Genomic DNA, 10515 nt, shown 5'->3' on the forward strand with positions numbered 1-10515 from the left:
CTATCCTCGCGGGCAGCGTGCAGAAAGTGGCGCCACCTCTCAGCCGATTTCACGTCGACTGCGGCAAGTGGCTCGTCCAATATGAGAACGGCTGGTCGTGCGGCTAGCGCGCGCACCAGGGCCACGTGGGCGGCCTGGCCGCCGGAGAGGGCTGTTACTGGGACGTCGGCAAGCTCGTGCAATCCTGCTGCCGCGAGAAGCTCATGCGCACGGGTCCTATCGCGGGTAACCATGGCGACCGCTTGCTGGGCCGTCGAGCGCGGCGGCAAGCCCGGCCGCTGGGTGAGTAAGACGATGCCGGTTGCGCCTGGAGAAACCTCACCGCCGCTTAGGCGCCCAGCAATGCGTCCCATGAAAGTGGTCTTTCCGGAGCCGTTCGGGCCCACCACGGCCGTAATGGCTCGCGGAGACAAAGCCGTGCGCACGCCTTCGACCGTCACGGATACCGCCTGCGCATTCGTGGGCTGGGTGAGCTCGCGGAGCTTGTCCACGTCCAGTGAATGCAGCTGCCTTGCCTGCGGCTGGTAGCGCCGCCTGCGCAGGGCCGGCAAGCCCGCAAGCGCCAGGCAGACCAAGGCCAGCCCGATAAGCAGGGCGGAGAGCACGTAGGCGCCGTCCGCGTCGACCTCGCGCTCTAAGTAGATGCCCAGCGGCATCGTGCGGGTAACCCCTGGCTGAGAGCCGGCAAAGGTCAGTGTCGTGCCAAATTCGCCCAATGAGCGCGCGAAGGCCAGCGCCGCGCCGGTAGCCACAGCCGGCGCGATAGAAGGAAGGGTGATCTTGCCGAGTATTTCCCAACGCCCCAAGCCCACGCCCCGCGCAGAAGCGAGGATTTCCTGGTCTAGTTGGCGCAGTGCCGAATCGACCGCTACCACCACAAAGGGCAGTGCCACGAAGGTTTGGGCCACCACGACTCCGGGGAAAGCGAAGGCGAGGTGGATGCCCAGGGCGTCGAGAAGCGGGGCGAGGTAGCCCTTGCGACCAAAGGCTGCGGTAAGGGCCAAACCGCCGACCACCGGTGGCATAGCCAGAGGAAGGTAGACCAAAAGACGGATGATGGTGCTGCCGCGGCCGAGCTGCTGGACCCATAATGCCAGGCCCAAGCCCATTACGAGCGCGAGCAGCATGGATTGGAAAGCCGCCGCCACGGAGATGAGCAGCATGTCTCGAATCTCTTCGCGGCCAAGGTAATCGCTGATGCGCGCCCATGGCACCCGCAGCCCGAGAGCTGCCACGGGAACAATGATGGTAGCTACCGCAATGAGACCAATGAGGCCGATAAGCAGCGGGTACTTGGGGCGGACAGGCTGAGGGGCGGACATAGACTACTTCGCTGGGCTGAAGCCAAGGTGGTGCCAGGTGGAATCAAAGTCGCTGGCCAACAAATTGAGCACCGCGCGAGCCTGGTCGGGATGAGAGGCGTCCGTGGCAACGGCGCCCAGGATCTGATTAGAGAATTTCTCCGCCCCAGGAATATCAATCACCTCAACATCATTGCCGGCCGCGGCGGCATCGGTGGAGTAGACCCATCCAGCATCGGCTTCACCCGAGGCCACCTTTCCTAAAACATCCGCTACCTGGCGCTCCTGGGAGGAGGGGTGCACGTCCAAATGCTGGTCATCGATGATCTGGGAGGAAATATCGCCGCAGGGTACTTGCGGATCGCAGAGTACGAAGTGATGGGAGTGGGATAGATCGTGCACGGAATGGATTCCCGCCGGGTTTCCTTTAGATACCACCATGACCATGACATTCGTGGCGAGCACCTCGGGGGCGGTCACGGTTCCATCCTGGACCGCCTTATCCATGGTCTTTTTGGAAGCCGTGAGGAGAAGATCGGCCGGGGCACCCTCGCGCAGCTTGCTCACCAGATCGGAAGAGCCGCCATTTTCAAAGCTCAAATTCACCGGAGATTCGAGCTGGCCGGCGCGTTCGGTAAGTTCATCATTGATAACGCGGGTGGATGAGGCCGCCAGTACAGTGAGCGTGGTATCCGCCGTATCCTGTGACGACGTTACTGACGTGTGTGGAGCGCAGCCTGAAAGAGCGATTCCCAAGGCAACGAGGAGTGCGGTGACGCGTCTGTGCATCTGCGGAGAGCTCCTTTTCGGCTTCTTTGGCGGTGAGTATGACCTACCTAGAATAGCCCTCCACCGAACAAAGGTTTAGCTCACGCGGGTGAACTTGATGTGGAAGTCGTTTTCTTCCTCCTGGAGGTAGTCGAGCTCGAACTTCTCCTCGCGGGACTCGACTTCTTTGAGCAGCGGAATGGGGTTGTGCGGGGCGATGAGGATCATAGACTCTCCCACGTTAAGGGTGCCCAATGCGCCATGGATGGCACCGTGGCGAACGGCGTGCGGAATTTCTGAGGCGTTGAGGGTGGGGATGGAATGCGGCCTATTGGCATCGGAAATGGGCAGCTGCATGGCAAGTAGTCCTTTCTACTGGGGTGCTAGTTTCGCTCTGACCCCAATATTAGTACGATAAAACTCGTGCAAAATAATAGCGTGGCGCATCGCCTTATTTTTCTCGCCTGTGCAGGGGTATCCCTGCTGGTTGGGCTGGGTGCGGGCGCCTCCCTCCTGGGTTTGAACGCCACCCCGGGAGCATCCTTTGCTGCCGACCACGGGCCGCTAATGGTCTTTGGTTTCGTAGGCGGAGCCATAGGCCTCGAACGCGCCGTCGCCGCGCGCACCACGTGGGCCTGGGCGGGGCCCGTGTGCCACGTCGCTGGCGTGCTCAGCATTCTCGCCGGCCTACCGCGTGGGGTCGCAGCCATGTTCTTTGCCGCCGGCTTCCTTGTCCTTGGCTGCATCTATGCCACTATCTACCGCCGTCAGACGAGCCGCGCGATCCTGGTGCAGGCAGTCAGCGTCATTGGGGGAGTGGTCGCCGCCGCCCTCTGGGCCATGGGGCCAGGGTTTGCTACTGCGATGCCGCTGTGCGCGCTTTATGCCGTGGCCACCATCATCGGCGAGCGCATGGAATTAGCGCGCGTAACCATGGCCGGAACTCGCGCCGAAAATCATCTCACCCTCTTAGCATTGGGGCTGGCAGCAGCCAGCGTTATCTATATGCTTTCCCCGGCGGTGGGCTATCGCGCTATGGGGCTGATGTTGATCGCCATCGCCGTGGCGACCGCGCGGGTGGATGTGGCCAAGAACCTGGTGCGCTCACAGGGATTGCCGCGCTATTCGGCGGCATGCATGCTGGCCGGCTACGCCTGGCTCGCGCTCGGCGGGTACTTGTGGCTGATCTATGGTGAGGCCACCGGTTTTGTCTATGATGCCTCGGTGCACACCATTTTCCTGGGCTTTGTCATGTCCATGATTTTCGCGCACGCGCCCATCATCGTCACCTCTGTAATTCGCCGCCGCTTGCCATACCACAAAGTGCTCTATGTACCGATGGGACTCTTGCACGGCGGCCTTGCGTTGCGGGTTCTTGCAGATTGTGCCGAGCACACCACGGCGCTTCAAAGCGGCGGGGTAGTTACCATTATTGCGGTAATAGTCTTTCTTGCCTGCGGCATTACCTTGACCAGCAAGGAGGCGCGACGTGCGCGTGCATGACATTTCCCTGGCAGCTCGTGGCCGTTGGCATACCCTTAGCGCTGCCCTAATCGCCGGGTGGATTCTAGTCGGCCTCGGCCTGCTCATCGCTAGCTCTTTGGGCGCACCTGTGGTGTGGTGGGATATCATCCATCCCTTCACAATTGGCGCGCTGACCACGGCGATCATCGTCTTTTCCACCCACTTCACCGAGGCCTTGACTAGGACTGCGGGTGGGGACTACCGGGGCGTCGGCAGTCGCGTGGCACTAGTCCAGATTGGGCTTATTTTGTTGCTCATAGATAGGGCGGGGTATGACTGGGGCCCGCTTGCCGACGTCGCCTCAACCCTCATCATCGCCTCCCTCGCCTGGCACCTGTGGTTCGTGGTGCGGCGCCTGCGCGGTTCGCTGTCTGGTTCCTTTGCCGTGACTGTGCCCTTTTATATCGCCGCGAGCGTGTTCATGATTGTCTCCGTAGTGCTCGTCATCCTCAGCGGCAACGGGGTAGGCGAGTACTCCCTCCTCATCGGCGCCCACTCGCGCGGCATGGTGTGGGGATTTGCCTGGCTTACCGTCATCGGCACGGTGGTCACGCTGCTTCCCACGCTGTCTGCCACCGCGATTTCGCCCACTGCTCGTGCGCGGTGTACCCGTGCGCTCATCGTGCATTGCGTGGGGCTGGGATGTGCGATGGCACTATACGCGGTGGGCCTCACCCGAGCTGCAGGCGTGGCCCAGCTGCTCGTGGTCTTGGCAGCCCTGCTCATCATCCAGCCGGTACTCGCTACCGTCATGGGGCGCTCACCACGGCTGACCACCGCCACCGTTGCCGTCATCGCCGGCCTGCTGTGGATGCTGGCGTTGTGCGCCGGTGATGCCATCTCCGCAGCCGTCGGAGCCTACCCGCGCGCCATCACCTTGGTTGTGCTTCCCGCCTTCCTCGGCGCTGGGCTCTTACAAATGGTGACCGGTGTCCTGCACCACTTGCTGCCCATACTTACCGGGGTGCGCCCCAATACCGCGGACCGCACCGGTTACGCTCGTCTGCTGCTCATCAACCTGGGCGGACTACTTAGCTTGCTGGATGCTTTTGCGGCCGGGCTTATCATGATGGGGATAGGGCTTGCCGCCAATATCTTCGCCGTCGGCCGAGCCCTCTACTTACAGAAAAGACTGGAGAACTAAATGCTGAGCGTTTCTTCCTCACAACCCGCGGATAAGCCCGCGCCTAAGGATTCCTCTTGGGCTTCGTGGCTACTCATCGGTATCGCGTTAGCGGCAGTTATCGCACTTGCGGTGGTTAATTCCACCGGCAAGAGCTCTCAGTCCGCTACGCCTGTAGCCTCTGGTGAAACGCAGACCATTGACGTTGGTGTGGATGGCATGGCCTTTACGCCCTCGTCCATCGATATCGATCCCGGAACCCACCTGGTGGTCAACTTCACCAACTCGGGTGACCAAGTCCATGACCTGAAGATAGGTGATGCCGAAACCGGCCGCGTCGATCCCGGCGAGACAGTTCAACTCGATGCCGGAGTCATCGACTCCTCCGAGGAAGGCTATTGCACCATCGCCGGCCACAAGATGCAGGGCATGACTTTTAAGGTCAACGTCGGAGATGGCGCCGCTGCAGGGCATGACCACACGGTGGCTTCTGCAAGCAACCCCCACGTGGACGTGCCTACCGCCGCTGAACTCGGCACCCAGCGCGAAGGCTTTTCCGCCTTTGACGCCACCTTGCAGCCTGCCGCCGAAACGAAGACCCACAAAGAGACCTGGACGATGACCGAGAAGGTCGTAGAGGTCGCCCCCGGCATCAAGCAAATGCGTTGGCTCTTCAACGGCCAAGCCCCAGGCCCGACCCTGCGCGGAAAAGTGGGCGATAAATTCGAAATCACCATCAAAAACGAGGGCTCCATGGCCCACTCCATCGACTTCCACGCCGGCGAGGTCAACCCAGATAAGACCATGAAATCCATCCAGCCGGGCGAGGAATTGACCTACAAATTCACCGCGCATCGCTCCGGCATCTGGATGTATCACTGTTCCACGATGCCCATGTCCCTCCACATCGCTAACGGCATGGCCGGCAACGTCATCATCGATCCGCCGAACCTGAAGCCCGTAGACGCGGAGTATAACTTCATGGCTACCGACGTCTTCCTCGGTGAGGAAAACACTGGTGCCGATGCCCAGCGCGTAGCCGACGGCCGCTTCGACCTCATGGCCTTTAACTATTATCCCGGCCAGTACGATGCAGAACCCATCAAGGCCAAGGTGGGCGATACTGTTCGCCTGTGGCTGACCAATCTAGGCCCCGACCAGCCGCTGAGCTTCCACGTTGTGGGCGAACAATTCGATACCGCCTACAAGGAAGGCGCTTACCTCATCAAGAATGAGGACTCCACTGGTTCGCAAGCGCTTGACCTGCTTCCAGCGCAAGGCGGATTCGTCGAAATGACCTTCAACGAGCCGGGCACTTATTCCTTTGTGAATCACATCATGACAAACGCGGAGAAGGGGCAGCACGGAAAGTTCATCGTTACGGAGTAGGCCAGCCTCGCTCGATACGCCCTTCGCGCTCACCATGAAACAAGTTTCATAAATCCGCGGCTTCACGGTGATCGCGAAGAGCGGGGTAGTTCTGCAGCTTCCCCTTCGCGCTCACCGGGACGGTGATTTCGTGCTACCCGCGGCTGCTAGTGAGCGCGAAGGGTGGTGGGAAGAAGACCCTTACCCTTGCCGCTCACCAGTGCGGTGCCGTGGCCTAGTTCAGCGAGCTGCGGTGAGCGCGAAGGGGGAGGGCAGGGTCCGGGAAGCAGAGCAGGGGGAGCTCGCGCAATTCCGCGTGTGTGTCGTAGTCGCGTTCGGCGCCGGTGCCAGGGACCTCGACAAAATTCACACCGCGGATGAGGCGGCGGACGGAGACGTTCCTAGCCGTAGGAAGGGATTCGAGCTGAGTGTGGAGCGCGGGGGCGTGCCAGAGGGAACACAGCGGCTGGAGGTAGCCGTCGGCGGCGCGGGTGAGTACGGCATCGGCCGTGGAGGAGGCGAGGGTCGAGCGCAGACGGGGAAGCAGTAGCGGCGAATCGGGGGCATCCACGGCGAAGAGGGCAAGTTCGGTGCAGTGGGATAACGCTTGTGCGCCGGCCGCGATGCCAGCGACGGGACCACCGTAGAGCGGGGACTCGCACACCTGGGGTAGGCCGAGATAATGCGGTGAGACGGCCACGGCCGGGGTGCCGTAGGGGAGCTGGGCGAGCAGGCGGTCTATAAAACGTGTTCCGTGGGCGGAAAGAGAGGCTTTATCTGTGCCACCCATGCGTCGGCCGTGGCCACCGGCGAGGATTATCGCGCCGAGCATTAGGCCTCCGGCAGGGTGCGGGACCAGTCTCCGGAGCGGCCGCCGGATTTCGCCACGATGCCGCAACGGCGGATATAGGCGGAGCGGTCCACGCCCTTGACCATGTCGATGATGGCGAGCGCGGAAACATTCACGGCCGTAAGCGCTTCCATCTCCACGCCAGTGCGGTCGGCGGTGCGGACGGTGGCGGAGATGAATACGTGGTCGTCGTCAAGCGTGAGCTCCACAGCGCAGCCGTGCACGCCGATGGTATGCGCTAGTGGAAGCAGCTCGGGGACCTTCTTGGCAGCGGAAATGCCGGCGATGCGGGCTACAGCTAGGACATCGCCCTTGGGCACCGTGCCGTCGCGCAAAGCGGTCATGACCTCGGGAGAGCAAGCGACTTCGCCCTCGGCCGTGGCGGAGCGCACGGTCGGTTGCTTCTCGGTGACATCGACCATGTAGGCGGCGCCGTCAGAGTCAAGGTGGGTAAATTTCATGGCTGCTCCTTAATACAGATAAACGGTGATGTCCTCGCCCACGGCGGGCGGTTCGGAGTAGATGAGACAAAAGCCATTGGTACCGGCGAGCGATACAACGCGATGGCTGCCGTGGGGCAGGTGCGAAGTAATGGCGGGCTCCGGCTGAAAGTCTACGGTCACGGGGACAATGGTCGGCCGGCCGCGGGAGGCAGGAAGAGGCGAGTCTACACGGGCGCGCAGGTTGACCCGCTCCCGTGGCGCAGGGTGCCCGGAAAGTGCGGCGATGAGGGGACGAGCATAAAGCTGGAAATCCACGAAGGCAGCCACGGGGTTGCCAGGCAAGCATAGTACCGGGGTGCCTTTCCAATTGGAGTAGCCCTGTGGGGCGCCCGGGCGCTGGTCGACGTGCCCGAACCACGCGGAATCCGTGCGCCCCAGCACAGTGTGGACCACATCGAAGGCGCCGGCTGACACGCCACCGGAGGTGATGATGAGGTCGTGGGAGGAGGCAAGCTCATCCAGTGCAGAGGCCAAGTCTGCGGGGGAATCGCCAACATGGAGGCGCGTGTGTGCGCCCGCGAGCGCGGCGAGCATGGGGCCGTTGGAATCCGGCAGCTGGCCGGGAGCGAGTTCTGTTGGGGAAGAGACGAGTTCTTCGCCAGAAGAAATGATCGCTATGCGCGGGCGGCGGTGGACCGAGACGGAATAAACGCCAGCGGAGGTGAGAGCGGCGATTACGGCGGCGTCGACAAGCGTGCCTGCTGTGGCCACTGGCGCGCCGGACTGGATATCCTCCCCGGCGGCGCGGATATGTGACTTGGTGGGAGCATCGGTGATGGTCACCTCGTCTGGAAGCGCTACGGGGCCGGCCGGGGTGGTGGTATTTTCCACGGGCACGACAAGCATTCCTGCGGTATCAGCTACCGGTGCGCCGGTCATGATGCGCACCGCGTGTCCCGCGGGGACCTCGGTAGGGGCGGCACCGGCTGGTACATCGCCGGCGACGGGGAGGGTCCATGGGCCGGGGGAGGGAAGATCCGCGGCGTGGACGAGGAAGCCATCCATCGCCGAGTTGGCGTGGGGCGGCACGGGAAAGCGCGCGGTGGCATCGGCGGCGAGGACGCGGCCGATGAGGGAGGCATCGACGGCGGCTGACTCGGCCGGCAGGGGGGATGCCAGGGTGAGGACGGCATCGAGGTGCGCGGAGATGCTGCGGGGCGTGGACATAAAAATAAGGTTAGCCGCCGATGGCAGACATCGGACGGTCCGGTTGCAGAAAGCCTTCGTCATCGATGCCATGGCCAGGCTTTTTGCTCCACATTTCCTCAGCCCAGGCCTCCATGATCTCCTCATCGCTGGCCCCAGAGCGCAATAGTTCCCGCAGCGGGGTTTCGGAATTGCCAAAGAGGCAGTTGCGCACGGCGCCGTCGGTAGTCAGCCGCGTACGATCGCAGTCGCCGCAGAAGGGGTGGGTGACCGAGGCAATGATGCCCAGTGTTCCGCGCGTTCCATCCGGAGCAGTGGCCTCCCACAGGGCGGCGGGGGCAGATCCCCGCGGTTCGTGGGCGGGCTCCATGGAGAAGTGGGTGCGCAGGCGGCCAAGGATATCTTCGGCCGTTACCATGTCCTCGCGGCGCCATTGCTCGCGGGGCCCAAGCGGCATCTGTTCGATGAAGCGCAGCTGAGCACCGTGGCGGACGGCATAGTCCGCTAGCGGGACGATGTCTTCTTCGTTGACCCCGGGCATGACCACGGCGTTGATTTTGATGGGGTGGAGGCCTGCGGCATCCGCAGCGGCGATGGCCTGGAGCACGTGATCAAGGCGGTCGCGGCGGGTGAGCGCGGCGTAGCGCTCGCGGTCGATGGTATCGAGCGAGATATTGATGCGATCGAGTCCGGCTGCGGCGAGGGCGCCGGCGCGCTTTTCTAGGCCAAGCCCGTTGGTGGTTAGCGCGGTGGACGGGGATCTCCCCTGGTCGGTGCGCAGCTCTTTAGTGGCGGCAATAATCTTTTCCAGCGACTTACGCAGCAAGGGTTCGCCGCCGGTAAAACGCACTTGGCGGATGCCCAGCTTGCCGACGCCAATTCGAATCAGTCGGATGGTTTCCTCATCGCTCAAGGTCTTCTCTGTGGGCATCCACTCTAAGCCTTCGGCCGGCATGCAATAGGTGCAGCGCAAGTTGCAGCGATCCGTGAGGGAGACGCGCAGGTCGCGGGCTTGGCGGCCATAGCGATCCAGCAGTGCGCGCGTGCCATCAGCAGCCGGGGCGGGCAGATCCGCTGGCGACTGCGCCCGGACCACGGTGGGCAGGGGTAGGGAAACTACGGGTCGCTGCGTGGAAGAGGTCATCGGTGCCAGTCTAAGAGAGGGGATGAGGTACACCAAGCTGCAACGGCTTAGAGAAGGATATTATTCCTAGTTTTCCCGGCTTAAATCGGTGGCTTCGGTGGCAGCGAGGCGCTGCGATTCGCCTGGACCCTTGAGCCGGATGATGTTGTACTCGCCTTCTGCCAGGTGGGTGCGCAAATCCTTCTTATCGAATTTGCCCACGGAAGTTTTATCGATGGACTTTACAAAGGTCCAGTACTCCGGCAGCATCCAACTCGGCAGCTCCTTGCGCATGCTGGCGCGCAGGCGCTCTGCGGTTTCGATGGTGGGAGAAGCACCTTCTGCCAAGACGGTAACGGCCAGTGGGCGCTCGACCCATTGCTTATCGGGATAGCCGATAACGGCGGCTTCGACGACGAGTGGGTCAGACATGATGAGGTTTTCGAGCTGGACGGAATAGATCCACTCGCCGCCGGAGCGGATGACGTCTCGGGCGCGGTCCTCTACGGTAAGGAAGCCGTCCTTGGTGACCGAGCCGACATCGCCAGTGCGCAGCCAGCCATCCGCGGTGAACTTGCCCTCTGCAGCCTCGACCTGCTTGCCGCGAAATTCGGAGGCGATTTCGCCCGGCTCAGCGGTAGGCGAGTGGTAGTAAGAACCGGTGACCAGGTTGCCGCGTACCTGCAGCTCGCCCGCGTTGCGGTCGGTTCGGGCCACAACTTGGCCGTCATTGACCACGCCAACAAGCACCAGCGCCAAGGCCGCCCATAGCACCGCATACATTTCCGGAGTGACGGGCATAAAGCCGC

Annotated in this window: 10 protein-coding genes and 2 pseudogenes; 3 read left to right on the forward strand and 9 right to left on the reverse strand. The window is 62.5% G+C overall.

All coding sequences use genetic code 11. The annotated features are described in order from the left end of the window. Nucleotides 1-74: 74 nt before the first annotated feature. The 4 genes and pseudogenes from WMQ00_RS12020 to WMQ00_RS08595 form a co-directional block, all read right to left on the reverse strand. Nucleotides 75-491 (reverse strand): annotated as a pseudogene (locus WMQ00_RS12020) (ATP-binding cassette domain-containing protein); the annotation flags it as partial. Between the two features lie 75 nt (nucleotides 492-566). After that, nucleotides 567-1322, reverse strand: a pseudogene (locus WMQ00_RS12025) (ABC transporter permease); the annotation flags it as partial. 3 nt (nucleotides 1323-1325) lie between these two features. Further along, complete coding sequence (gene modA, locus WMQ00_RS08590; RefSeq protein ID WP_316360103.1) at nucleotides 1326-2090, reverse strand: molybdate ABC transporter substrate-binding protein; 765 nt, start codon at nucleotides 2088-2090, stop codon at nucleotides 1326-1328. Between the two features lie 75 nt (nucleotides 2091-2165). Then, on the reverse strand, nucleotides 2166-2426 hold the full coding sequence (locus WMQ00_RS08595; RefSeq protein ID WP_086588034.1) for a DUF2249 domain-containing protein: 261 nt from the start codon (nucleotides 2424-2426) through the stop codon (nucleotides 2166-2168). 66 nt (nucleotides 2427-2492) lie between these two features. Here WMQ00_RS08595 and WMQ00_RS08600 point away from each other — a divergent pair, with 66 nt between their 5' ends. The 3 genes from WMQ00_RS08600 to WMQ00_RS08610 are packed head-to-tail and all read left to right on the forward strand — an operon-like array spanning nucleotide 2493 to nucleotide 6105. Next, nucleotides 2493-3572, forward strand: a complete 1080-nt coding sequence (locus WMQ00_RS08600) for a hypothetical protein (protein ID WP_340440887.1) — start codon at nucleotides 2493-2495, stop codon at nucleotides 3570-3572. Beyond that, nucleotides 3559-4737: a beta-carotene 15,15'-monooxygenase gene (locus WMQ00_RS08605; protein WP_340440888.1), complete on the forward strand. Its 1179-nt coding sequence runs from the start codon at nucleotides 3559-3561 to the stop codon at nucleotides 4735-4737. The genes WMQ00_RS08600 and WMQ00_RS08605 overlap by 14 nt, the downstream gene beginning before the upstream one ends. Next, on the forward strand, nucleotides 4738-6105 hold the full coding sequence (locus WMQ00_RS08610) for a multicopper oxidase domain-containing protein (protein ID WP_340440889.1): 1368 nt from the start codon (nucleotides 4738-4740) through the stop codon (nucleotides 6103-6105). A gap of 214 nt (nucleotides 6106-6319) precedes the next feature. Here the strand turns inward: WMQ00_RS08610 and mobA are convergent, their stop codons facing one another. From mobA to WMQ00_RS08635, 5 genes are all read right to left on the reverse strand, one after another. Beyond that, on the reverse strand, nucleotides 6320-6916 hold the full coding sequence (gene mobA, locus WMQ00_RS08615) for a molybdenum cofactor guanylyltransferase (RefSeq protein WP_238801036.1): 597 nt from the start codon (nucleotides 6914-6916) through the stop codon (nucleotides 6320-6322). Beyond that, nucleotides 6916-7395 (reverse strand): cyclic pyranopterin monophosphate synthase MoaC, encoded by a 480-nt coding sequence (moaC, locus tag WMQ00_RS08620; RefSeq protein WP_023021764.1) that lies wholly within the window; start codon nucleotides 7393-7395, stop codon nucleotides 6916-6918. The genes mobA and moaC overlap by 1 nt, the downstream gene beginning before the upstream one ends. A gap of 9 nt (nucleotides 7396-7404) precedes the next feature. Continuing rightward, nucleotides 7405-8604 (reverse strand): molybdopterin molybdotransferase MoeA, encoded by a 1200-nt coding sequence (locus WMQ00_RS08625; RefSeq protein WP_023021763.1) that lies wholly within the window; start codon nucleotides 8602-8604, stop codon nucleotides 7405-7407. 10 nt (nucleotides 8605-8614) lie between these two features. After that, nucleotides 8615-9727 carry a GTP 3',8-cyclase MoaA gene (gene moaA, locus WMQ00_RS08630; RefSeq protein WP_034656447.1) on the reverse strand — a complete coding sequence of 371 codons (1113 nt, stop codon included), beginning with the start codon at nucleotides 9725-9727 and terminating at the stop codon, nucleotides 8615-8617. A gap of 66 nt (nucleotides 9728-9793) precedes the next feature. Beyond that, on the reverse strand, nucleotides 9794-10515 hold a 722-nt coding region (locus tag WMQ00_RS08635), incomplete at its 5' end, for an AMP-binding enzyme (protein WP_445293064.1).

It is taken from the genome of Corynebacterium sp. KPL2825 (assembly GCF_037908445.1).
Taxonomy (GTDB): Bacteria; Actinomycetota; Actinomycetes; order Mycobacteriales; family Mycobacteriaceae; genus Corynebacterium; species Corynebacterium kefirresidentii.

What these genes read in the sequence shown, in the direction of transcription:
- modA (WP_316360103.1), bottom strand. Translation starts at nt 2,090, where the DNA reads ATGCACAGACGCGTCACCGCACTCCTCGTTGCCTTGGGAATCGCTCTT.
- WMQ00_RS08595 (WP_086588034.1), bottom strand. Translation starts at nt 2,426, where the DNA reads ATGCAGCTGCCCATTTCCGATGCCAATAGGCCGCATTCCATCCCCACC.
- WMQ00_RS08610 (WP_340440889.1), top strand. Translation starts at nt 4,738, where the DNA reads ATGCTGAGCGTTTCTTCCTCACAACCCGCGGATAAGCCCGCGCCTAAG.
- mobA (WP_238801036.1), bottom strand. Translation starts at nt 6,916, where the DNA reads ATGCTCGGCGCGATAATCCTCGCCGGTGGCCACGGCCGACGCATGGGT.
- moaC (WP_023021764.1), bottom strand. Translation starts at nt 7,395, where the DNA reads ATGAAATTTACCCACCTTGACTCTGACGGCGCCGCCTACATGGTCGAT.
- WMQ00_RS08625 (WP_023021763.1), bottom strand. Translation starts at nt 8,604, where the DNA reads ATGTCCACGCCCCGCAGCATCTCCGCGCACCTCGATGCCGTCCTCACC.
- moaA (WP_034656447.1), bottom strand. Translation starts at nt 9,727, where the DNA reads ATGACCTCTTCCACGCAGCGACCCGTAGTTTCCCTACCCCTGCCCACC.